Here is a 21,934-nt window from a genome sequence, read left to right as displayed (position 1 = left end):
TGGAGTAACACGTGAAAACATTGATTCTTTTCTCTACCCGGGACGGACAAACGCGCGAAATTGCCTCTTATCTGGCTTCTGAACTCAAAGAGATGGGGATCTGGGCCGATGTCGTTAATCTGCATCGCGCAGAAGAGCCTGACTGGGATAGCTATGATCGCGTAGTGATTGGCGCGTCTATTCGTTATGGTCATTACCACAGCGCCTTTCAGGAGTTTGTTAAGAAATACGCCACGCGGTTGAACGGAATGCCGAGCGCCTTTTATTCCGTTAACCTGGTAGCGCGTAAAGCTGAAAAACGGACGCCGCAGACTAACAGCTACGCGCGTAAGTTTTTAATGAGTTCTCCGTGGCGACCTGACTACTGTGCCGTCATTGCAGGCGCGCTTCGCTATCCCCGCTATCGCTGGTATGACCGTCTGATGATCAAGCTTATTATGAAGATGTCGGGCGGCGAAACGGATACCAGTAAAGAAGTGGTGTACACCGACTGGGAGCAAGTTGCGCACTTTGCCCGTGAAATAGCCCATTTAACCAACAAATCGTCGGCAAAATAAACGCAAAGAATAAAAAGTGCGCACTCAGAAAATTATTTTAAATTTCCTCTTGTCAGGCAGAAATAACTCCCTATAATGCGCCACCACTGACACGGAACAACGGCACACAGGCCGCCGGGTCAGCGGGGTTCAGACCAGAACCTCACGGAGAAAAGCGAAAATAAACGCTTGACTCTGAAGCGGGAAAGCGTAATATGCACACCCCGCGCCGCTGAGAAAAAGCGAAGCGGCACTGCTCTTTAACAATTTATCAGACAATCTGTGTGGGCACTCGAAGATACGGATTCTTAACGTCCTCGGACGAAAAATGAATACCAAGTCTCAAGAGTGAACACGTAATTCATTACGAAGTTTAATTCATTGAGCATCAAACTTTTAAATTGAAGAGTTTGATCATGGCTCAGATTGAACGCTGGCGGCAGGCCTAACACATGCAAGTCGAACGGTAACAGGAAGCAGCTTGCTGCTTCGCTGACGAGTGGCGGACGGGTGAGTAATGTCTGGGAAACTGCCTGATGGAGGGGGATAACTACTGGAAACGGTGGCTAATACCGCATAACGTCGCAAGACCAAAGAGGGGGACCTTCGGGCCTCTTGCCATCAGATGTGCCCAGATGGGATTAGCTTGTTGGTGAGGTAACGGCTCACCAAGGCGACGATCCCTAGCTGGTCTGAGAGGATGACCAGCCACACTGGAACTGAGACACGGTCCAGACTCCTACGGGAGGCAGCAGTGGGGAATATTGCACAATGGGCGCAAGCCTGATGCAGCCATGCCGCGTGTATGAAGAAGGCCTTCGGGTTGTAAAGTACTTTCAGCGGGGAGGAAGGTGTTGTGGTTAATAACCGCAGCAATTGACGTTACCCGCAGAAGAAGCACCGGCTAACTCCGTGCCAGCAGCCGCGGTAATACGGAGGGTGCAAGCGTTAATCGGAATTACTGGGCGTAAAGCGCACGCAGGCGGTCTGTCAAGTCGGATGTGAAATCCCCGGGCTCAACCTGGGAACTGCATTCGAAACTGGCAGGCTTGAGTCTTGTAGAGGGGGGTAGAATTCCAGGTGTAGCGGTGAAATGCGTAGAGATCTGGAGGAATACCGGTGGCGAAGGCGGCCCCCTGGACAAAGACTGACGCTCAGGTGCGAAAGCGTGGGGAGCAAACAGGATTAGATACCCTGGTAGTCCACGCCGTAAACGATGTCTACTTGGAGGTTGTGCCCTTGAGGCGTGGCTTCCGGAGCTAACGCGTTAAGTAGACCGCCTGGGGAGTACGGCCGCAAGGTTAAAACTCAAATGAATTGACGGGGGCCCGCACAAGCGGTGGAGCATGTGGTTTAATTCGATGCAACGCGAAGAACCTTACCTGGTCTTGACATCCACAGAACTTTCCAGAGATGGATTGGTGCCTTCGGGAACTGTGAGACAGGTGCTGCATGGCTGTCGTCAGCTCGTGTTGTGAAATGTTGGGTTAAGTCCCGCAACGAGCGCAACCCTTATCCTTTGTTGCCAGCGATTAGGTCGGGAACTCAAAGGAGACTGCCAGTGATAAACTGGAGGAAGGTGGGGATGACGTCAAGTCATCATGGCCCTTACGACCAGGGCTACACACGTGCTACAATGGCGCATACAAAGAGAAGCGACCTCGCGAGAGCAAGCGGACCTCATAAAGTGCGTCGTAGTCCGGATTGGAGTCTGCAACTCGACTCCATGAAGTCGGAATCGCTAGTAATCGTGGATCAGAATGCCACGGTGAATACGTTCCCGGGCCTTGTACACACCGCCCGTCACACCATGGGAGTGGGTTGCAAAAGAAGTAGGTAGCTTAACCTTCGGGAGGGCGCTTACCACTTTGTGATTCATGACTGGGGTGAAGTCGTAACAAGGTAACCGTAGGGGAACCTGCGGTTGGATCACCTCCTTACCTTAAAGAAGCGTACTTTGCAGTGCTCACACAGATTGTCTGATGAAAAACGAGCAGTAAAACCTCTACAGGCTTGTAGCTCAGGTGGTTAGAGCGCACCCCTGATAAGGGTGAGGTCGGTGGTTCAAGTCCACTCAGGCCTACCAGATTTTCCCTGAATACTGCGTTGTGAAATAACTCACATACTGATGTATGCTTCGTTATTCCACGCCTTGTCTCAGGAAAAATTATCGGTAAAGAGGTTCTGACTACACGATGGGGCTATAGCTCAGCTGGGAGAGCGCCTGCTTTGCACGCAGGAGGTCTGCGGTTCGATCCCGCATAGCTCCACCATCTCGTGAGTGTTTACGAAAAAATACTTCAGAGTGTACCTGAAAGGGTTCACTGCGAAGTTTTGCTCTTTAAAAATCTGGATCAAGCTGAAAATTGAAACACAGAACAGCGAAAGTTGTTCGTGAGTCTCTCAAATTTTCGCAACACGATGATGAATCGTAAGAAACATCTTCGGGTTGTGAGGTTAAGCGACTAAGCGTACACGGTGGATGCCCTGGCAGTCAGAGGCGATGAAGGGCGTGCTAATCTGCGATAAGCGCCGGTAAGGTGATATGAACCGTTATAACCGGCGATACCCGAATGGGGAAACCCAGTGTGACTCGTCACACTATCATTAACTGAATCCATAGGTTAATGAGGCGAACCGGGGGAACTGAAACATCTAAGTACCCCGAGGAAAAGAAATCAACCGAGATTCCCCCAGTAGCGGCGAGCGAACGGGGAGGAGCCCAGAGCCTGAATCAGCATGTGTGTTAGTGGAAGCGTCTGGAAAGGCGCGCGATACAGGGTGACAGCCCCGTACACAAAAGCGCATGTGCTGTGAGCTCGATGAGTAGGGCGGGACACGTGGTATCCTGTCTGAATATGGGGGGACCATCCTCCAAGGCTAAATACTCCTGACTGACCGATAGTGAACCAGTACCGTGAGGGAAAGGCGAAAAGAACCCCGGCGAGGGGAGTGAAAAAGAACCTGAAACCGTGTACGTACAAGCAGTGGGAGCACAGGTTTACCTGTGTGACTGCGTACCTTTTGTATAATGGGTCAGCGACTTATATTCTGTAGCAAGGTTAACCGAATAGGGGAGCCGGAGGGAAACCGAGTCTTAATTGGGCGTTAAGTTGCAGGGTATAGACCCGAAACCCGGTGATCTAGCCATGGGCAGGTTGAAGGTTGGGTAACACTAACTGGAGGACCGAACCGACTAATGTTGAAAAATTAGCGGATGACCTGTGGCTGGGGGTGAAAGGCCAATCAAACCGGGAGATAGCTGGTTCTCCCCGAAAGCTATTTAGGTAGCGCCTCGTGAATTCATCTCCGGGGGTAGAGCACTGTTTCGGCTAGGGGGCCATCCCGGCTTACCAACCCGATGCAAACTGCGAATACCGGAGAATGTTATCACGGGAGACACACGGCGGGTGCTAACGTCCGTCGTGAAGAGGGAAACAACCCAGACCGCCAGCTAAGGTCCCAAAGTCATGGTTAAGTGGGAAACGATGTGGGAAGGCCCAGACAGCCAGGATGTTGGCTTAGAAGCAGCCATCATTTAAAGAAAGCGTAATAGCTCACTGGTCGAGTCGGCCTGCGCGGAAGATGTAACGGGGCTAAACCATGCACCGAAGCTGCGGCAGCGACACTGTGTGTTGTTGGGTAGGGGAGCGTTCTGTAAGCCTGCGAAGGTGGCCTGTGAGGGTTGCTGGAGGTATCAGAAGTGCGAATGCTGACATAAGTAACGATAAAGCGGGTGAAAAGCCCGCTCGCCGGAAGACCAAGGGTTCCTGTCCAACGTTAATCGGGGCAGGGTGAGTCGACCCCTAAGGCGAGGCCGAAAGGCGTAGTCGATGGGAAACGGGTTAATATTCCCGTACTTGGTGTTACTGCGAAGGGGGGACGGAGAAGGCTATGTTGGCCGGGCGACGGTTGTCCCGGTTTAAGCGTGTAGGTGTGTGTTCCAGGTAAATCCGGTTCACTTTAACACTGAGGCGTGACGACGAGGCACTACGGTGCTGAAGCAACAAATGCCCTGCTTCCAGGAAAAGCCTCTAAGCATCAGGTAACATCAAATCGTACCCCAAACCGACACAGGTGGTCAGGTAGAGAATACCAAGGCGCTTGAGAGAACTCGGGTGAAGGAACTAGGCAAAATGGTGCCGTAACTTCGGGAGAAGGCACGCTGACACGTAGGTGAAGTGATTTACTCACGGAGCTGAAGTCAGTCGAAGATACCAGCTGGCTGCAACTGTTTATTAAAAACACAGCACTGTGCAAACACGAAAGTGGACGTATACGGTGTGACGCCTGCCCGGTGCCGGAAGGTTAATTGATGGGGTCAGCGCAAGCGAAGCTCCTGATCGAAGCCCCGGTAAACGGCGGCCGTAACTATAACGGTCCTAAGGTAGCGAAATTCCTTGTCGGGTAAGTTCCGACCTGCACGAATGGCGTAATGATGGCCAGGCTGTCTCCACCCGAGACTCAGTGAAATTGAACTCGCTGTGAAGATGCAGTGTACCCGCGGCAAGACGGAAAGACCCCGTGAACCTTTACTATAGCTTGACACTGAACATTGAGCCTTGATGTGTAGGATAGGTGGGAGGCTTTGAAGTGTGGACGCCAGTCTGCATGGAGCCGACCTTGAAATACCACCCTTTAATGTTTGATGTTCTAACGTGGACCCGTAATCCGGGTTGCGGACAGTGTCTGGTGGGTAGTTTGACTGGGGCGGTCTCCTCCTAAAGAGTAACGGAGGAGCACGAAGGTTGGCTAATCCTGGTCGGACATCAGGAGGTTAGTGCAATGGCATAAGCCAGCTTGACTGCGAGCGTGACGGCGCGAGCAGGTGCGAAAGCAGGTCATAGTGATCCGGTGGTTCTGAATGGAAGGGCCATCGCTCAACGGATAAAAGGTACTCCGGGGATAACAGGCTGATACCGCCCAAGAGTTCATATCGACGGCGGTGTTTGGCACCTCGATGTCGGCTCATCACATCCTGGGGCTGAAGTAGGTCCCAAGGGTATGGCTGTTCGCCATTTAAAGTGGTACGCGAGCTGGGTTTAGAACGTCGTGAGACAGTTCGGTCCCTATCTGCCGTGGGCGCTGGAGAACTGAGGGGGGCTGCTCCTAGTACGAGAGGACCGGAGTGGACGCATCACTGGTGTTCGGGTTGTCATGCCAATGGCACTGCCCGGTAGCTAAATGCGGAAGAGATAAGTGCTGAAAGCATCTAAGCACGAAACTTGCCCCGAGATGAGTTCTCCCTGAGACTTTAGGTCTCCTGAAGGAACGTTGAAGACGACGACGTTGATAGGCCGGGTGTGTAAGCGCAGCGATGCGTTGAGCTAACCGGTACTAATGAACCGTGAGGCTTAACCTTACAACGCCGAAGATGTTTTGGCGGATGAGAGATGATTTTCAGCACTGATTCAGATTACATCAGAACGTAAAAACGGTCTGATAACAGAATTTGCCTGGCGGCACTAGCGCGGTGGTCCCACCTGACCCCATGCCGAACTCAGAAGTGAAACGCCGTAGCGCCGATGGTAGTGTGGGGTCTCCCCATGCGAGAGTAGGGAACTGCCAGGCATCAAATTAAGCAAAAGGCTCAGTCGAAAGACTGGGCCTTTTGTTTTATCTGTGGTCTGTCGGTGAGCACTCTCCTGAGGAGGAGAAATCCGCCGGGAGCGGATTTGAACGTTGCGCAGCAACGGCCCGTAGGGTGGCGGGCAGGACGCCCGCCATAAACTGCCAGGCATCAGACAAGTGAAGAAGCCCGTTCTGACGGACGGGCTTCTTTGCGTGTGTGGTAACTGTAAAAATGTAGGCCTGATAAGCGCAGCGCCATCAGGCAACCGGCACCGCCGGATGGCAGCTTCGCCTTATCCGGCCTACAAGGAACGTGCTTTCTCTAACCACCGCAAAATGAAGACAGAAATCTGCGATACATCATTAAGATCCAAAACGGGTACCGCTACGGCAAGTGGAATATCACTGGCAACCGCAATAACATGCTCATCAAGAATTAATTCTTCCTCGCTGTGCCCACATCCCTGACGAAAAAGTAAGATCTTCGCAACTGCCTCGTGTTTAAACCCTTCTACCAGCACCATATCCAGCTTTGATGCATCCATCCGGCTCACCAGCCATGCCAGATCCAACTCTTCTTGCCCCGGCGTTTCAGTCATTAACGCCCAGCGCTGCTGACTGGCAACCAGCGTTTGTGCTGCCCCGGCCTTACGTAATTCGTAGCTATCTTTACCCGGTTTATCAACATCCATATCATGATGGGTATGCTTAATCAGCCCTGGCCGAATACCGTGCGCACAAAGTGCTGGGATCAGTTTTTTCAGCAGTGTTGTTTTTCCCGTGCCGCTCCACGCGGCAATGGCGAGTAGCGGTATCATGGTCTCTTTTGCCATTGCGCGAGTTCCTCCGGCGTGTTGACGTTCACAAATGCCTCCTTACAATCGCTGAAATCAACGGCGTGTCCGCCTACCTGGCGCATAAAAATCATTACCCGCCGCTCGCCTGCTTGCAAATAAGCTGTCAACTGGGGTTCAACGGCACGATTAATCAACGCGATCGTTGGATGATCGCGCTCTCCATCATGAACCCAAACCACGGGTGCGCCATGACGCTGCGTTGCTAAACGATCGACCAGGTTGTGGGGGATACAGGGATTGTCACAGGGACAAAACAGAAACCAGTCGCCTGCTACCTGCTGAAAAACGGAAAGCATACCCGCCAGCGGACCGGGAAAGTCAGCGATTGAATCCGGAATGACTTTCAGGCCGCTGGCCTGGTAGATATCCAGATGGCGATTAGCACTAATGACGACCGTAGCCAGTTGCGGCGCGAGCGCATCGGCAACGTGCCGCCAGAGCGGTTTCCCGTCCAGTTCAAGCAGACCTTTATCCGCACCTCCCATCCGCCTGGCTTTACCGCCTGCCAGCACCACGCCGGTTATTACTTCATCCAGATTCACCGATATCGCCTCTTTTATTGTGGGATTGACCCTGCTACCGTGTCTGTATCAAGAATAAGGAGCACAGCTATGAAATGTAAACGCCTGAATGAAGTCATTGAACTCCTCCAGCCAGCCTGGCAGAAAGAGCCTGATCTTAATCTGACGCAATTTTTGCAGAAACTGGCGAAAGAGTCAGGTTTTGACGGCAAACTGGAAGATTTAACTGATGATATCCTGATCTACCATCTGAAAATGCGCGATTCCGCCAAAGACGCCGCCATTCCAGGGATTCAAAAAGACTATGAAGAGGACTTTAAAACGGCGCTTTTACGCGCCCGCGGCGTTATTAAAGAGTAAAACCTTGTAAGCGGCGCCACCGAAATCGCCACGAAATGATATCCTGAATCATTCGTAGTATTTTCCGGATGATGGGATGAACGACAACGCTTTTACTTTCCAGACGCTACACCCGGAAACCATCATGGATGCGCTGTTTGAACAGGGGATCAGGGTGGATTCCGGGCTGACTCCACTAAACAGTTATGAAAACCGCGTCTATCAGTTTCAGGATGAAGACCGTCGACGTTTTGTCGTTAAGTTTTATCGTCCTGAACGCTGGTCTGTTGATCAAATTCGGGAAGAACACCAATTCGCGCTTGAACTGGTGAAGGATGAGGTTCCGGTTGCTGCTCCGCTCGCGTTTAATGGCCAGACACTGTTAGCGCATCAGGGCTATCATTATGCCATTTTCCCCAGCGTAGGCGGTCGTCAGTTTGAAGCAGATAATATCGATCAGATGGAGGCGGTAGGGCGTTATCTTGGTCGATTGCATCAGACGGGGCGAAAACGTCCTTTCACTTTCCGGCCTGACATTGGGCTTGCAGAGTATCTTTTTGAACCTCGCCAGGTATTCGAAGATGCCGCACTGATTCCCTCCGGGCAAAAAGCGGCTTTCCTGAAAGCCACTGATACTCTACTGTCTGCAGTTACCGAATGCTGGCGCCCCGATTTCGCCACGCTGCGATTGCACGGCGATTGTCATGCCGGCAACATTCTATGGCGTGATGGACCGCTGTTTGTCGATTTAGATGATGCCCGTAACGGCCCGGCGATACAGGATTTATGGATGCTGCTGAACGGCGACAAAGCCGAACAGCGAATGCAGCTTGAAACCATTATTGAAGCTTATGAAGAAGTTAGTGAGTTCGATACGGCTGAAATTGGTCTCATTGAACCTTTACGCGCCATGCGTTTAGTTTATTATCTTGCCTGGTTGATTCGTCGTTGGGGCGATCCTGCGTTTCCAAAAAACTTTCCCTGGTTAACAGGGGAAGATTACTGGCAGCGACAGACAACGACTTTTATTGAGCAGACTAAAATTTTGCACGAACCCCCTTTACAATTAACGCCAATGTATTAATCGGAGAGAGTTGATCATGAAAAAGATTTGGCTGGCGCTGGCTGGTATGGTTTTAGCTTTTAGCGCCTCGGCAGCACAGATCAGCGACGGTAAACAGTATATCACGCTGGATAAACCGGTCGCTGGCGAACCCCAGGTACTGGAGTTTTTCTCCTTCTACTGCCCACATTGTTATCAGTTTGAAGAAGTGCTTCATGTGTCTGACAATGTGAAGAAAAAGCTGCCGGAAGGCACCAAAATGACCAAGTACCACGTTGAGTTCCTGGGGCCGTTGGGCAAGGAGCTCACCCAGGCATGGGCGGTGGCGATGGCGTTGGGTGTAGAAGATAAAGTCACGGTCCCGCTGTTTGAAGCCGTACAGAAAACCCAGACAGTACAATCTGCCGCGGATATCCGTAAAGTGTTCGTTGATGCGGGCGTCAAGGGCGAAGATTACGATGCAGCATGGAACAGCTTCGTGGTGAAATCACTGGTTGCGCAACAGGAGAAAGCCGCGGCTGACCTGCAACTGCAGGGCGTTCCGGCGATGTTTGTAAATGGCAAATACCAGATTAACCCACAAGGCATGGATACCAGCAGCATGGATGTTTTTGTTCAGCAGTATGCTGATACTGTGAAATATTTGGTTGATAAAAAATAAAAAGAACGCCGGTCACTGACCGGCGTTTTTATAAGATGTTTTAATCTCTTCTATCTGTATATCTTTCTTATCCCACAGCGTATTAAGCCAACGTTGAAAACGGCGTTTGAATGTTTTGTCGTTCACGTAATCGCCGTGCAGTTCTTCATTTATGGGTTCCAGTTGCACCCGAACAACAATACGCGTCAGCCTACCGCTTAGCATATCGTAGAAGGGGTGACGATCGTTGTTTGGGTAACACAACGTAATATTAAGCAGCTTATCGAACTGTGAGCCTAAAACATTAATCGCCATTGCAATACCGGCTGCTTTTGGCGGCAACAGATGTTGATAAGGTGAATGCGTTTGCTGACGTTTCTCATGCGTAAATCGCGAGCCTTCAACAAAGTTAACGATAGTGGTGGGATACCGACGAAACTTTTCGCAAGAGCGACGAGTTGTTTCAACATCTTTGCCGCGTCGATCGGGGTGTCGGAGCAGGTAGCTACGGGAGTAGCGCTTCATAAACGGCATATCTAATGCCCAGCACGCCAGGCCGATGAACGGCACCCAGGCCAATTGCTGTTTAAGAAAGTACTTATTCATTGGGATATGCTTGCGGAACAGAACGCAAAGCACAACGATATCGGCCCAGCTGCGATGATTACAAATCAGTAAATACCAATTTTTCTTGCTCAGCCCTTCTAACCCTTCTACATCCCATTGCAAGTGCGGATTAAGGCGTAACAGCGCTGCAAGACCAGCACACCAGCAATACATCATGAAATTGCAGAAAATGGAGACCTTGCGCCAGATACCGGGAACAGGCAAAAGGAGCTTTACCATGCCGGCAACGATGATCGGTACTGAGCAAACAATAGTGACCAGGATGGTCAATACGATACTCAATGGGAGCGTGATAGCCGCGAGTATTCTCGTCATAATAAATTATTCAAAAGTTAGCCATAAACGGTGCGCGAAAAGGGCGCAAGAGGCTGATTCTATCAGAAAACGATGCTAATGATGGCGCTGAGTGAAATAGAAACACTCGTAACAACTATCCACATTATGATAACGGCATGAATCAGATAATCAGAAAAACGTGATGTTAACAACTCATTGAAAATAATGGGTAATTATTAAGACGAGAAGGCTATCGCGCTGATTTTAAAGTAATGGTAAGAATTTACACACAAAGTTATCCACAGGTTGTTTTGCGAGCGATCCTGAAGATCGACAAAACTTTTCCGCAAATGCGGCGAAAAACTCAAGTTTTCCTCCTGTATGTGGCATCCTTTAACCATAATCTGTTAAACAGGCATGGACATTATGGTTCAGATCCCAGAAAACCCACTTATTCTCGTAGATGGCTCATCCTATCTTTATCGCGCCTATCATGCGTTTCCGCCGTTAACCAACAGCGCGGGAGAACCTACGGGCGCAATGTATGGTGTCCTCAACATGTTGCGCAGCCTGATCATGCAGTATCAGCCGACGCATGCTGCGGTGGTGTTTGACGCCAAAGGAAAAACCTTCCGTGATGAGCTCTTTGAACACTACAAATCGCATCGTCCTCCGATGCCGGATGATCTGCGAGCGCAAATAGAGCCGTTACATGCCATGGTTAAAGCCATGGGGTTACCTCTGCTGGCAGTCTCTGGCGTAGAAGCGGATGACGTTATCGGTACACTGGCGCGAGAAGCGGAGAAGGTGGGGCGTCCGGTATTAATCAGCACCGGCGATAAAGATATGGCACAGTTGGTGACGCCGAATATTACGCTGATCAACACCATGACTAACACCATCCTCGGCCCGGATGAAGTCGTTAATAAGTACGGCGTGCCGCCTGAGCTGATTATCGACTTTCTGGCGCTGATGGGGGACTCCTCGGATAATATTCCAGGCGTACCAGGCGTGGGTGAGAAGACGGCGCAAGCTTTGCTTCAGGGATTGGGCGGCCTGGATACGCTGTACGCCGAGCCGGAAAAAATTGCCGGTCTCACTTTCCGCGGCGCCAAAACGATGGCCGGTAAATTAGCGCAGAATAAAGACGTAGCGTACCTGTCTTATAAACTCGCCACCATTAAAACGGATGTTGAGCTGGAGCTGACCTGCGAACAGCTTGAAGTGCAGCAGCCGATTGCGGATGAACTGCTGGGCCTGTTTAAAAAATATGAGTTTAAGCGCTGGACGGCGGACGTTGAGTCAGGCAAGTGGCTACAGGCAAAGGGCGTGAAACCGGCGGCCAAACCGCAGGAAACGGTCGTTATTGATGAATCGCCCAGCGAACCGGCAGCGGCGCTCTCTTATGAAAATTATGTCACGATTCTGGACGACGTTACGCTGGAAAGCTGGATTGAAAAGCTGAAAAAAGCGCCAGTTTTTGCTTTCGACACGGAGACCGACAGCCTAGATAATATCGCCGCCAACCTGGTGGGCCTCTCGTTTGCCATCGAACCTGGCGTTGCCGCGTATGTACCTGTCGCGCATGATTATCTGGACGCTCCGGATCAAATCTCCCGCCAGCGTGCTCTGGAACTGCTGAAGCCGCTGCTGGAAGATGAAAAAGTGCGCAAAGTGGGGCAAAACCTCAAGTACGATCGCGGCGTCTTGCAAAATTACGGTATTGAGCTGCGCGGTATCGCCTTCGATACCATGCTTGAGTCTTACATTCTGAACAGCGTCGCCGGACGCCATGATATGGACAGCTTGTCCGATCGTTGGCTGAAGCACAAAACTATCACCTTTGAAGACATTGCCGGTAAAGGTAAAAACCAGCTCACCTTTAACCAGATCGCACTGGAGGAAGCGGGGCGCTATGCGGCAGAAGATGCGGATGTCACGTTACAGTTGCATCTCAAAATGTGGCCTGAGCTCCAGCAGCACAAAGGCCCGCTGAATGTTTTCGAAAACATCGAAATGCCGTTGGTGCCTGTACTGTCACGCGTTGAGCGCAATGGCGTAAAAATCGATCCTGCCGTCCTGCACAAACATTCGGAAGAAATCACGCTACGTCTGGCGGAACTGGAAAAGAAAGCGCATGACATTGCGGGCGAGGCGTTCAACCTGTCCTCGACGAAGCAGTTGCAGACCATCCTGTTTGAAAAGCAGGGTATTAAGCCGCTGAAGAAAACGCCTGGCGGCGCGCCGTCAACGTCGGAAGAGGTGCTGGAAGAGCTGGCGCTGGACTATCCGCTGCCGAAAGTGATTCTGGAGTATCGTGGTCTGGCGAAGCTAAAATCCACCTATACCGATAAGCTGCCGCTGATGATTAACCCGAAAACCGGGCGCGTCCATACGTCCTATCATCAGGCGGTAACGGCGACGGGACGTTTATCGTCCACCGATCCGAACCTGCAAAATATTCCGGTGCGCAATGAAGAAGGCCGCCGCATTCGTCAGGCATTTATTGCGCCTGAGGATTATCTCATCGTGTCTGCGGACTATTCACAGATTGAGCTGCGTATTATGGCGCATCTTTCCCGTGATAAAGGACTGCTCACGGCGTTCGCCGAAGGGAAGGATATTCACCGCGCAACGGCGGCGGAAGTCTTTGGCTTGCCGCTGGATAGCGTGACCGGGGAACAGCGCCGAAGTGCGAAAGCCATTAACTTTGGCCTGATTTACGGGATGAGCGCCTTCGGTCTTTCTCGCCAGCTTAATATTCCGCGTAAAGAGGCGCAGAAGTATATGGATCTCTACTTCGAACGCTACCCTGGCGTGCTGGAATATATGGAGCGCACCCGCGCTCAGGCAAAAGAACAAGGCTATGTGGAAACGCTGGAGGGGCGCCGCCTTTACCTGCCGGATATTAAATCCAGCAACGCGGCGCGGCGCGCGGGGGCGGAACGCGCGGCGATCAATGCTCCCATGCAAGGAACGGCTGCCGATATCATCAAGCGCGCCATGATTGCCGTCGATGCCTGGCTACAGGCCGAGCAGCCACGCGTGCGGATGATTATGCAGGTACACGATGAATTAGTGTTCGAGGTGCATAAAGACGACTTAGATGCGGTAGCAAAACGTATCCATCAGTTGATGGAAAACTGCACGCGTATTGATGTGCCGTTGCTGGTAGAAGTCGGTAGCGGGGAAAATTGGGATCAAGCGCACTAAGCATTTAAGGAATAACGCACTTTTTTCGTAATTAAGCAACATAATCACGGGGGTTTTGTGATGGGTATTAGAATTCCCTATGTAAAGAATGAAAAAAAATTACGAAAAGGTCTTTCTGTGTTGCTCAAAAAAGAGTAAAGTTATTCACGTAGGGTACAGAGGTAAGATGTTCTATCTTTCAGACCTTTTACTTCACGTAATCGGATTTGGCTGAATATTTTAGCCGCCCCAGTCAGTTTATGACTGGGGCGTTTTTTATTGTGCGCAAGAAAAGTTTCGCTCACACCGTAGGCCGGATAAGACGCGCAGCGGCGCCATCCGGCATAGCGGGTGATTATTCCCCGTCCTGAATCTCTTCGACCGGTGCCAGTTCACTAAACCAGCTATCCAGCTTCTGACGTAACTTATCCACGCCCTGCTTTTTCAGCGAGGAAAACGCTTCTACCTGCACATCGCCATTAAAAGCCAGCACGGCTTCACGTACCATATTCAACTGCGCCTTGCGCGCGCCGCTGGCCAGTTTGTCCGCTTTGGTCAGAAGAACCAGAACCTGGATATTGCTCTCTACAGCCCACTGGATCATCTGTTGGTCGAGGTCTTTCAACGGATGGCGGATATCCATTAAAACGACTAAGCCCTGTAGGCTTTGACGTTTCTCCAGATATTCCCCCAGCGCGCGTTGCCACTTGCGTTTCATCTCTTCCGGGACTTCCGCATAGCCATAGCCCGGCAGGTCGACCAACCGTTTGCCCTCTACGACTTCAAACAGGTTAATCAATTGGGTACGGCCCGGCGTTTTAGAGGTGCGCGCCAGGCTTTTTTGGTTGGTCAACGTGTTCAGGGCGCTGGATTTGCCTGCATTGGAACGGCCAGCAAAAGCCACTTCAATTCCGCAATCGGAAGGTAAATGGCGAATATCAGGCGCACTCATCACAAAATGCGTCTGTTGATAATTCAGGTTAGTCAAAGCGGTCGTCTCCGTCAGTCAAAGCATTGTGGCGATTATACCTGAACGCCAGCAAAAGACGGATTTTTCGGCGCGGCGGTGCTGTAAGTAAAAGCCATACGCTTTGTGAGACATTGACCATTGCACTTATGCGACATGACAGAGTCGTTGTCAGGCTCAAAGCCAGTTAATATAGTTAAATCATGAATTTATAGAAAGGTAATTGTCTGAAAAAAAGGGATTTGCCGTGTCGGTATCTTGTGAGTTTACCCCAAAAGAGTAAAGTAATGCACATAGCGAGGACGCTAACAGGATCAACGACTCAGGATGAGGGTCAGGAGCGCCAGGAGGCGAAGACACAGGATTGTCAGGAAGACAAACGTCCGGAGACGTTAGTAAAAGGAAATGGAAACAACATGGAATGTTCCAGGCTAAGGGAAAAACAGGGCGTGTTGATAGCCAACAGGGATGGTGGAACCCGTTAAGGGTCGTGAGTCAAGAAAAAAGGCGGCAGATTACTCTGTCGCCTTTTTTCTTTGCTTGCTTTCTGCTAGATTCCGCCTCAATTCTATACTGAATAAAACGGCTTAAAGATCTGACATCATGAAAAAACCAACCTCTGCACCGCGCAGTAAAGCCTTTGGCAAACAGCGTCGTAAAACGCGTGAAGAGTTAAACCAGGAGGCGCGCGACCGTAAACGCCTGAAAAAACATCGCGGTCATGCGCCGGGAAGTCGCGCGGCGGGCGGCAATTCCGCTTCGGGCGGCGGCAATCAGAATCAACAAAAAGATCCACGTATTGGCAGTAAAACACCTGTTCCATTGGGCGTGACTGAAAAAGTGACCCAACAGCATAAACCGAAAAGTGAGAAACCTATGCTTTCACCGCAGGCGGAGTTGGATTTACTGGAAACGGATGAGCGCCTGGATGCGCTGTTAGAACGTCTGGAAGCGGGCGAAACCCTGAGTGTGGAAGATCAAGCCTGGGTAGATGCCAAACTGGATCGTATTGATGAACTGATGCAGAAGCTTGGTCTGTCTTACGATGACGACGAAGAAGACGACGAAGAGGACGAGAAGCAGGAAGATATGATGCGCCTGCTAAGAGGCGGCAACTAACGGGTTTACACCGTGGGCTTGCCCGTCCTGCTTATAACCCTTCCGGTTATATGTTATCTGGTGTGGTTATTCGTTAAACTACAGCGATTGTCGCGGCGACAGAAATGGCTGCGCAGCCGGCTTGCCGCCCGTCATGGCGTGAAGCCGGTACGCCGTACCCGCCAGAGACGCCATCGGAAGGAGTGAGCATGTCTGAACAGCAAATAGACTGGGATCTGGCCCTGATCCAGAAATATAACTATTCCGGGCCACGATATACCTCGTACCCAACCGCGCTGGAGTTTTCTGAAGACTTCGAGGACGCCGCATTCTTGCAGGCTGTGGCGCGTTATCCTGAACGTCCGCTCTCGCTGTATGTGCATATCCCGTTTTGTCACAAGTTGTGTTATTTCTGCGGCTGCAACAAGATTGTCACCCGCCAACAGCATAAAGCTGACCAGTATCTTGACGCGCTTGAGCAGGAAATTCGTCATCGCGCGCCGCTGTTTGCAGACCGTCATGTCAGCCAGCTTCACTGGGGCGGCGGTACGCCTACTTACCTGAATAAAGCGCAAATCAGCCGCTTAATAACGCTGTTGCGTGAAAATTTCCACTTTAATACCGACGCGGAAATCTCGATCGAAGTCGATCCCCGTGAAATTGAGCTGGATGTGCTCGATCATTTACGTGCGGAAGGTTTTAACCGCCTGAGTATGGGCGTGCAGGACTTTAATAAAGAGGTGCAGCGCCTGGTTAACCGCGAGCAGGATGAAGAATTCATCTTTGCGCTGCTTAATCACGCCCGCGATATCGGCTTTACCTCGACCAATATCGATTTGATCTACGGTCTACCGAAACAGACGCCAGAAAGCTTCGCTTTCACGCTGAAGCGTGTGACGGAACTGAACCCCGATCGTTTGAGCGTCTTTAACTATGCGCATCTGCCAACGCTTTTTGCCGCCCAGCGTAAAATTAAAGATGCCGATTTACCCAGTGCGCAGCAGAAACTGGATATTTTGCAGGAGACCATCGTATCGCTTACTCAGGCCGGTTATCAGTTTATCGGGATGGACCATTTTGCCCGTCCGGACGACGAACTGGCCGTCGCGCAGCGCGAAGGCGTGCTGCACCGTAATTTTCAGGGCTATACGACCCAGGGCGATACCGATCTGCTGGGGATGGGGGTTTCTGCTATCAGCATGATTGGCGATGGCTACATGCAGAACCAGAAAGAGCTGAAGCGTTATTACCAGCAAGTGGATGAGCGGGGCAATGCGCTATGGCGTGGTATTACGCTGACCCGTGATGATTGCATTCGTCGCGATGTTATCAAGGCGCTGATTTGTAACTTCCGCCTGGATTTTAACGCTGTCGAACAGCAGTGGGGTTTGCATTTCGCTGAGTATTTTGCCGAAGATTTGCAGTTACTGTCGCCGCTGGCGAAAGATGGGCTGGTGGATATTAGCGAGAAGGGAATTCAGGTGACGGCGAAAGGTCGTTTGCTGATCCGCAATATCTGCATGTGCTTTGACGCGTATCTGCGCCAGAAAGCGCGGATGCAGCAGTTCTCGCGCGTCATTTAGCCGGGTTGCCCGGTGGCGCTGCGCTTACCGGGCCTACACGTTGCGACAACCTGTAGGCCGGATAAGCATTAGCGCCATCCGGCACATTGTCAGCTGAACAGTCCCACCAGCGCGGCACACAACACGGCGGCTAGCGCAGTTTGTGGCGTGTGGCTGTCGACCGCTCCACTCGATACCAGATTAATAATAGATTCTAACATAATGAATCCCCCCGTTTGCCGGGCATGATCATACTGAACTCATCGGAACAGTAAAGCGCAAAATAGCAGCGTTTTGCGCTCAATTATTAATCTTTACACTCGCGGGTAATGTTTACTCCATTCCCAGCTCTTTCAACTTCCGCGTTAGGGTGTTTCGCCCCCAACCGAGCAGCCTGGCGGCTTCCTGTTTATGACCCTGCGTATGGCGTAACGCCGTGGTCAGTAGCGTTCTCTCCAGTTCTGGCTGCGCTTCAGAAAGCAGGTTTTGATGACCGGATCGCAAGGCGCGGTCCGCCCATTGCGCCAGTAATGTAGCCCAGCTATCCGGCGGCAGGTGGGACGGGCTATCCGGCGCCGAGGCTTCAAACAGTTCGCCCGGTAAATCCTGGATCAATACCTCCTGTCCGGCGGCCATGACGGTGAGCCAGCGGCAGGTATTTTCTAACTGACGCACGTTACCAGGCCATGCCAGGCGCGTTAACGCCGTTTCGGTTTCCGGATGTAATAATTTGGCTTCCACACCTAATTCACGGGCGGCGACCTGCAAAAAATGGCGCGCCAGGCGCGGAATATCCTCACGGCGTTCACGCAACGGCGGAAGATGGATACGAATCACGTTCAGGCGGTGGAACAGGTCTTCGCGGAATTTCCCTTCCTGAACGCGTCGTTCGAGGTTCTGGTGGGTGGCGGCAATAATGCGCACATCCACTTTTACCGGCGCGTACCCGCCCACACGGTAGAACTGTCCGTCAGCCAGCACGCGTAACAGACGAGTCTGGACATCCAGCGGCATATCGCCAATTTCGTCCAGAAACAGCGTACCGCCGTCAGCCTGCTCGAAACGGCCCTGCCGGATGGTATTCGCCCCGGTAAAAGCGCCTTTCTCATGGCCAAACAGTTCGGATTCAATCAAATCTTTCGGGATGGCCGCCATATTGAGCGCGATAAACGGCGCTTTGGCGCGTGGGCTATGGCGATGTAGCGCATGGGCGACCAGTTCTTTACCGGTTCCTGATTCGCCGTTAATCAGCACGCTAATCGAAGAACGCGACAGCCGACCAATAATGCGAAACACATCCTGCATGGCGGGCGCTTCGCCTATCATGTCTGTTGTCGGGCCGTTAACCTCGATATTACGCGGCTGCTGCTGCTCCTGATAGTGGCTAATCGCGCGCTCGACCAGAGCGACGGCTTCATCAATATCAAACGGTTTAGGTAGATAATCAAACGCCCCCTGCTGATAAGCGCTCACGGCGGCATCTAAATCGGAATGCGCGGTCATAATGATGACCGGAAGCATCGGGTGACGCTGTTTAATCTGCTTTAATAGCGCCAGCCCGTCCATTCCCGGCATTCGGATATCCGACAGCAAGACGTCCGGCGTTTTACTGGCCAGCGCAGCCAGTACTTCATTACCATTCTCAAAGGTGGTACAGGTCAACCCTGCCCCGGCGAGAGCACGCTCAAGCACCCAACGGATGGAACTATCATCATCGACGACCCAGACTATTCCTCGTTGCATAAACACCTCTATTTCCGAATCGGCAGGTAAACCGAAAACTCGGTATGCCCCGGCCAACTGGTAAATTCAATTTTGCCGGCGTGTTGATCGATAAGATTGCGGGCGATAGATAACCCAAGCCCGGTGCCGCCTTCGCGACCGCTGACCATCGGGTAGAACAGCGTATCCTGTAAATGGGGAGGAATGCCCGGCCCATTGTCTTCAACGTCTATACGCGCCGCCAGGCGATAGCGTTCGCCATGCAGCGTTAACTGGAAGGCGGTACGGGTACGCAGCGTAATTTCGCCGCCTTCCGGCCCCAGCGCCTGCAAGGCATTGCGGACAATATTCAGCAGTACTTGCTCAATTTGTTCCGGATCGTGCGGCAGTTCTGGCAGACTGGGGTCGTAATCGCGGATAAGCCGGACATTATCCGGCAGTTCCATCGACACCAGCGCCACCACGCGCTCTGCGACTTTATGTATGCTCTCGGTAATGTGCATTCCCGGGTGCTGCGGCCCCAGCAAACGATCGACAAGGTTGCGTAGCCTGTCGGCCTGTTCAATGATGACTTTGGTATATTCCGTTAGCGCCGGGTCGGGCAGCGCCTTGCTGAGTAGCTGCGCCGCGCCGCGCAGGCCGCCGAGCGGATTTTTGATTTCGTGCGCCAGACCGCGCACCAGATCGCGGGCGGCGATTTGCTGCGCGTGCTGCAACTGCTCCTGACTCAGACGACGCTGGTTATCCATCGGCGCCATTTCGAGCAGTATAAAATCGTCGGGCAGACGTTGGGCGGTCAAAGAGAGAATATGCGAGCGACTATCAATCACCAGCGTCACTTCGTTATCGGTAAAGCCTTGCCCTGCCGCTAAACTTTCGCGCATCAGGTCAATGTTTAACGAAAAATAGCTCAACAGTTCAGGTAACGGCGTCCCGAACAGTTTGCGTGAGCTTTGCGCGAGCAACTGCTGCGCGGCAGGATTGGCGTAATGGATTGCCAGCGCGTCGTCGACCACCAGCACGCTGTTGATTAACGAATTGAGGATCTGCCCAGCATCGGGCTGTATGCCGCTTGCCATTCAGCAGTCTCCTGGAAAAGGTTGCACCATTTTAGTGCATTATAGCTTTTTACCACTAAAAAGCGCGTGAGATCAGATTGTTGGTGGAGAAAAAAGCCCATCCTGGGATGGGCTGAAAGTTTCCACGGCAACTCAAAAACTCCTGACGCCTTTCACGCTGCTGTTGTGTTGGCTGCTTTCGCTTACCCCAGTCACATCGCTATCTATGCTCCTGGGCATGTGCTCAGTTGCCGCCTTGCAGCAACGCGAAATTCGTCGGATTTTTAATATACGATTAAACGCTGTAGTACAGCTCAAACTCTACCGGGTGCGGGGTCATACGCACGCGGTCATCTTCTTCGCGACGCAGCGCAATATACGCATCGATCGCTTCATCAGTGAACACGCCGCCTGCTTTCAGGAACTCGCGGTCCAGGTCCAGCGCGTTCAGCGCTTCTTCCAGAGAACCCGCTACCTGTGGGATCTCTTTCGCTTCTTCCGGCGGCAGGTCATACAGGTTTTTGTCCATGGCTTCGCCCGGGTGAATCTTATTCTTAATCCCGTCCAGACCGGCCATCAGCAGGGCGGCAAAGCACAGATACGGGTTAGCCGCCGGGTCCGGGAAGCGAACTTCGATACGGCGCGCTTTCGGAGACGCCACCACCGGAATACGGATGGAGGCGGAACGGTTACGGGCGGAGTAGGCCAGCATCACCGGCGCTTCGTAACCCGGGACCAGACGCTTGTAGGAGTTGGTGGTCGGGTTCGCCAGGGCGTTGATGGCTTTGGCGTGTTTGATGACGCCGCCGATGTAGTACAGCGCCTGCTCAGACAGACCGGCATATTTGTCGCCAGAGAACAGGTTGGTGCCGTTCTTCGCCAGCGACATGTGGCAGTGCATACCGGAACCGTTATCGCCGAACATTGGTTTTGGCATAAAGGTCGCGGTCTTACCGAAGCGGTGAGCCACGTTATGCACGACATATTTGTAAATCTGAATTTCGTCGGCTTTTTTGGTCATGGTGTTAAAGCGGGTCGCCACTTCGTTCTGACCTGCGGTCGCTACTTCGTGGTGGTGCGCTTCAACGACCAGGCCCATCTGCTCCATGACCAGACACATTTCAGAACGGATATCCTGCGCGGAGTCAACTGGCGGAACCGGGAAATAACCGCCTTTCACGCCCGGACGATGGCCTTTGTTGCCGCCTTCATATTTGGTAGAGGAGTTCCAGGCGCCTTCAATATCGTCAATCGCCACATGTGAGCCGGAGATAGATGCGCCGAAGCGGATGTCGTCGAACAGGAAGAATTCAGGTTCCGGCCCAAACAGGACGGTATCGGCGATACCGGTCGCGCGCAGGTAGTCTTCCGCACGTTTTGCGATGGAACGTGGGTCACGGTCATAACCTTGCAGAGTGCCAGGCTCCAGGATGTCGCAACGGATAATCAGGGTAGAGTCCGCGAAGAACGGGTCAATCACTGCGGTGGATGCGTCTGGCATCAGCACCATGTCGGATTCGTTAATGCCTTTCCAGCCGCCGATAGAGGAGCCGTCAAACATTTTGCCTTCTTCAAAGAATTCGGCATTTACCTGATGAGCAGGAATCGTGACGTGCTGTTCTTTGCCTTTGGTATCGGTGAAGCGCAGATCGACAAACTTCACTTCGTGCTCGTTCAGCATCGTCAAAACGTGTTCAGCGGACATACTTGTACTCTCCCGGATTGGTCATGGTCGGTCGTCGTGGTAACGAGATCTTCAATTCTGCTGGCCGTGTCGCCGTAAAAATATAAAGCGAAATCTGTGCCAACTTTCACATTGCCCCCAAAAGGCGTTATCATGCGCACCATCGTGCAAAAGGGCTGCACCACGGTGACTATGTTGCACCAAAATAGTGCTTCAATGTG

At 52.1% G+C, this 21,934-nt stretch carries 16 protein-coding genes, 2 tRNA genes and 3 rRNA genes; 13 read left to right on the top strand and 8 right to left on the bottom strand.

Going from position 1 to position 21,934, the window contains the following annotated elements; translation table 11 throughout:
- Window positions 1-11 precede the first annotated feature (11 nt).
- From hemG to rrf, 6 genes are all read left to right on the top strand, one after another.
- Window positions 12-557 (top strand): menaquinone-dependent protoporphyrinogen IX dehydrogenase, encoded by a 546-nt coding sequence (gene hemG, locus QEN32_RS21720; RefSeq protein ID WP_000853982.1) that lies wholly within the window; start codon window positions 12-14, stop codon window positions 555-557.
- Between the two features lie 377 nt (window positions 558-934).
- Window positions 935-2,476: ribosomal RNA gene (locus QEN32_RS21715) — 16S ribosomal RNA — on the top strand.
- A gap of 69 nt (window positions 2,477-2,545) precedes the next feature.
- Window positions 2,546-2,622 (top strand) — tRNA-Ile (locus QEN32_RS21710).
- A gap of 111 nt (window positions 2,623-2,733) precedes the next feature.
- Window positions 2,734-2,809 (top strand) — tRNA-Ala (locus QEN32_RS21705).
- A 182-nt stretch (window positions 2,810-2,991) separates the two neighbouring features.
- Window positions 2,992-5,898, top strand: a 23S ribosomal RNA gene (locus QEN32_RS21700).
- A 93-nt stretch (window positions 5,899-5,991) separates the two neighbouring features.
- Window positions 5,992-6,107, top strand: a 5S ribosomal RNA gene (gene rrf, locus QEN32_RS21695).
- Together the 16S, 23S and 5S rRNA genes with 2 tRNA genes alongside form the textbook arrangement of a ribosomal RNA operon.
- A gap of 302 nt (window positions 6,108-6,409) precedes the next feature.
- On the opposite strand, the gene mobB is transcribed toward rrf, so the two are convergent.
- Together mobB and mobA are read right to left on the bottom strand one after the other, a co-directional pair.
- Window positions 6,410-6,925 carry a molybdopterin-guanine dinucleotide biosynthesis protein MobB gene (gene mobB, locus QEN32_RS21690; protein ID WP_072102867.1) on the bottom strand — a complete coding sequence of 172 codons (516 nt, stop codon included), beginning with the start codon at window positions 6,923-6,925 and terminating at the stop codon, window positions 6,410-6,412.
- Window positions 6,922-7,506: a molybdenum cofactor guanylyltransferase MobA gene (gene mobA, locus QEN32_RS21685; RefSeq protein ID WP_023224813.1), complete on the bottom strand. Its 585-nt coding sequence runs from the start codon at window positions 7,504-7,506 to the stop codon at window positions 6,922-6,924. The genes mobB and mobA overlap by 4 nt, the downstream gene beginning before the upstream one ends.
- A gap of 69 nt (window positions 7,507-7,575) precedes the next feature.
- Here mobA and QEN32_RS21680 point away from each other — a divergent pair, with 69 nt between their 5' ends.
- The 3 genes from QEN32_RS21680 to dsbA all read left to right on the top strand — a co-directional run bounded on the left by QEN32_RS21680 (window position 7,576) and on the right by dsbA (window position 9,548).
- A complete protein-coding gene (locus QEN32_RS21680) occupies window positions 7,576-7,845 on the top strand; it encodes a YihD family protein (RefSeq protein WP_000649858.1) in 270 nt (89 codons plus the stop codon).
- Between the two features lie 76 nt (window positions 7,846-7,921).
- Window positions 7,922-8,908, top strand: a complete 987-nt coding sequence (locus QEN32_RS21675; protein WP_000999260.1) for a serine/threonine protein kinase — start codon at window positions 7,922-7,924, stop codon at window positions 8,906-8,908.
- 16 nt (window positions 8,909-8,924) lie between these two features.
- On the top strand, window positions 8,925-9,548 hold the full coding sequence (gene dsbA, locus QEN32_RS21670; protein ID WP_000725364.1) for a thiol:disulfide interchange protein DsbA: 624 nt from the start codon (window positions 8,925-8,927) through the stop codon (window positions 9,546-9,548).
- A gap of 12 nt (window positions 9,549-9,560) precedes the next feature.
- Here dsbA and QEN32_RS21665 read toward each other — a convergent pair whose 3' ends face one another.
- Window positions 9,561-10,469 (bottom strand): acyltransferase, encoded by a 909-nt coding sequence (locus QEN32_RS21665; RefSeq protein ID WP_000196902.1) that lies wholly within the window; start codon window positions 10,467-10,469, stop codon window positions 9,561-9,563.
- A 387-nt stretch (window positions 10,470-10,856) separates the two neighbouring features.
- Here QEN32_RS21665 and polA point away from each other — a divergent pair, with 387 nt between their 5' ends.
- Window positions 10,857-13,643, top strand: coding sequence for a DNA polymerase I (gene polA / locus QEN32_RS21660; protein WP_079842919.1), 2,787 nt, complete (start codon window positions 10,857-10,859; stop codon window positions 13,641-13,643).
- Between the two features lie 334 nt (window positions 13,644-13,977).
- Here the strand turns inward: polA and yihA are convergent, their stop codons facing one another.
- Complete coding sequence (gene yihA, locus QEN32_RS21655) at window positions 13,978-14,610, bottom strand: ribosome biogenesis GTP-binding protein YihA/YsxC (protein WP_000183331.1); 633 nt, start codon at window positions 14,608-14,610, stop codon at window positions 13,978-13,980.
- Between the two features lie 239 nt (window positions 14,611-14,849).
- Here yihA and QEN32_RS21650 point away from each other — a divergent pair, with 239 nt between their 5' ends.
- The 3 genes from QEN32_RS21650 (at window position 14,850) to hemN (ending at window position 17,270) form a co-directional block, all read left to right on the top strand.
- On the top strand, window positions 14,850-15,074 hold the full coding sequence (locus QEN32_RS21650) for a hypothetical protein (RefSeq protein WP_001541209.1): 225 nt from the start codon (window positions 14,850-14,852) through the stop codon (window positions 15,072-15,074).
- Between the two features lie 118 nt (window positions 15,075-15,192).
- Entirely contained in the window at window positions 15,193-15,708 is a 516-nt protein-coding gene (yihI, locus tag QEN32_RS21645) for a Der GTPase-activating protein YihI (RefSeq protein WP_079801621.1), read from the top strand.
- Between the two features lie 188 nt (window positions 15,709-15,896).
- Window positions 15,897-17,270, top strand: a complete 1,374-nt coding sequence (gene hemN / locus QEN32_RS21640; protein WP_150363854.1) for an oxygen-independent coproporphyrinogen III oxidase — start codon at window positions 15,897-15,899, stop codon at window positions 17,268-17,270.
- A gap of 89 nt (window positions 17,271-17,359) precedes the next feature.
- Here the strand turns inward: hemN and QEN32_RS21635 are convergent, their stop codons facing one another.
- The 4 genes from QEN32_RS21635 to glnA form a co-directional block, all read right to left on the bottom strand.
- A complete protein-coding gene (locus QEN32_RS21635; protein ID WP_001578131.1) occupies window positions 17,360-17,470 on the bottom strand; it encodes a YshB family small membrane protein in 111 nt (36 codons plus the stop codon).
- Between the two features lie 112 nt (window positions 17,471-17,582).
- Window positions 17,583-18,992, bottom strand: a complete 1,410-nt coding sequence (gene glnG / locus QEN32_RS21630) for a nitrogen regulation protein NR(I) (RefSeq protein ID WP_001188782.1) — start codon at window positions 18,990-18,992, stop codon at window positions 17,583-17,585.
- Between the two features lie 8 nt (window positions 18,993-19,000).
- Window positions 19,001-20,050 carry a nitrogen regulation protein NR(II) gene (gene glnL / locus QEN32_RS21625; RefSeq protein WP_000146194.1) on the bottom strand — a complete coding sequence of 350 codons (1,050 nt, stop codon included), beginning with the start codon at window positions 20,048-20,050 and terminating at the stop codon, window positions 19,001-19,003.
- A gap of 274 nt (window positions 20,051-20,324) precedes the next feature.
- Window positions 20,325-21,734, bottom strand: coding sequence for a glutamate--ammonia ligase (gene glnA, locus QEN32_RS21620; RefSeq protein ID WP_001271699.1), 1,410 nt, complete (start codon window positions 21,732-21,734; stop codon window positions 20,325-20,327).
- Window positions 21,735-21,934 lie beyond the last annotated feature (200 nt).

Source organism: Salmonella sp. SA14318, from assembly GCF_029866905.1.
Classification (GTDB): domain Bacteria; phylum Pseudomonadota; class Gammaproteobacteria; order Enterobacterales; family Enterobacteriaceae; genus Salmonella; species Salmonella enterica.
The sequence above is the reverse complement of the archived record's forward strand: the minus strand, read 5'-3'. Positions and strand labels throughout refer to the sequence as shown.

What these genes read in the sequence shown, in the direction of transcription:
- polA (WP_079842919.1), top strand. Translation starts at nt 10,857, where the DNA reads ATGGTTCAGATCCCAGAAAACCCACTTATTCTCGTAGATGGCTCATCC.
- dsbA (WP_000725364.1), top strand. Translation starts at nt 8,925, where the DNA reads ATGAAAAAGATTTGGCTGGCGCTGGCTGGTATGGTTTTAGCTTTTAGC.
- mobB (WP_072102867.1), bottom strand. Translation starts at nt 6,925, where the DNA reads ATGATACCGCTACTCGCCATTGCCGCGTGGAGCGGCACGGGAAAAACA.
- glnG (WP_001188782.1), bottom strand. Translation starts at nt 18,992, where the DNA reads ATGCAACGAGGAATAGTCTGGGTCGTCGATGATGATAGTTCCATCCGT.
- glnL (WP_000146194.1), bottom strand. Translation starts at nt 20,050, where the DNA reads ATGGCAAGCGGCATACAGCCCGATGCTGGGCAGATCCTCAATTCGTTA.
- yihI (WP_079801621.1), top strand. Translation starts at nt 15,193, where the DNA reads ATGAAAAAACCAACCTCTGCACCGCGCAGTAAAGCCTTTGGCAAACAG.
- QEN32_RS21635 (WP_001578131.1), bottom strand. Translation starts at nt 17,470, where the DNA reads ATGTTAGAATCTATTATTAATCTGGTATCGAGTGGAGCGGTCGACAGC.
- hemN (WP_150363854.1), top strand. Translation starts at nt 15,897, where the DNA reads ATGTCTGAACAGCAAATAGACTGGGATCTGGCCCTGATCCAGAAATAT.
- QEN32_RS21665 (WP_000196902.1), bottom strand. Translation starts at nt 10,469, where the DNA reads ATGACGAGAATACTCGCGGCTATCACGCTCCCATTGAGTATCGTATTG.
- QEN32_RS21680 (WP_000649858.1), top strand. Translation starts at nt 7,576, where the DNA reads ATGAAATGTAAACGCCTGAATGAAGTCATTGAACTCCTCCAGCCAGCC.
- QEN32_RS21675 (WP_000999260.1), top strand. Translation starts at nt 7,922, where the DNA reads ATGAACGACAACGCTTTTACTTTCCAGACGCTACACCCGGAAACCATC.
- glnA (WP_001271699.1), bottom strand. Translation starts at nt 21,734, where the DNA reads ATGTCCGCTGAACACGTTTTGACGATGCTGAACGAGCACGAAGTGAAG.